Origin of the sequence: Xanthomonas albilineans, assembly GCF_002939705.1 — a bacterium.
GTDB lineage: Bacteria > Pseudomonadota > Gammaproteobacteria > Xanthomonadales > Xanthomonadaceae > Xanthomonas_A > Xanthomonas_A albilineans.
In genome coordinates this window covers 1-463 of sequence record NZ_MDCB01000098.1, presented here as the reverse complement: position 1 = coordinate 463, position 463 = coordinate 1, and the positions used below count along the sequence as shown (strand labels likewise).

Genomic DNA, 463 nt, shown 5'->3' with positions numbered 1-463 from the left:
TGGACGAGCGTGCTGCGTGCAGCCCATGCGGACAGTTCCGATAGCCGGTAGCGCACCAGCCCCCCGAGCAGGTAGTGCGGAATCCGGTATTTGTTGCGCATCGCCTGGTCAGAGAACCAGTAGTAGGGCAGGCGCAATGCCGCCGCCGCGTGTTTGGCATCGACCATGGGTTCGATGCTCTCGACGGGATGAGGGTGGGTCATGTTCAGTTATCCCATGCAACGTCGGCGATGCGGTCTGCCCCACACGCGGAGCGTTTGCGTACCTCGGTGTGGAGTTCTTCCAACGCGTTGCGATGGCGGCTCAGTGCCACAGACTCGGTATTGATGGTCTGGATGGCGAAGGCCAGCTGGTCGACCGTGGCGTCTTGGAGTGCGACAACGACGTGTTGCCCATCTGCCCGGTGATAGTGGATTTCGTTAGGAAGGTGTTCGCCATAGAGGTAGGACAGTTTGTGGCGCAG

At 60.7% G+C, this 463-nt stretch carries 2 protein-coding genes; both read right to left on the bottom strand.

The window, feature by feature from the left end; translation table 11 throughout:
- The coding region (locus XalbCFBP2523_RS15920; RefSeq protein ID WP_104630011.1) for a hypothetical protein at positions 1-203 on the bottom strand (203 nt) is incomplete at its 3' end.
- Positions 204-205: 2 nt separating this feature from the next.
- Positions 206-463, bottom strand: a 258-nt coding sequence (locus XalbCFBP2523_RS15915) for a hypothetical protein (RefSeq protein WP_104630010.1), incomplete at its 5' end; no start/stop codon positions are given.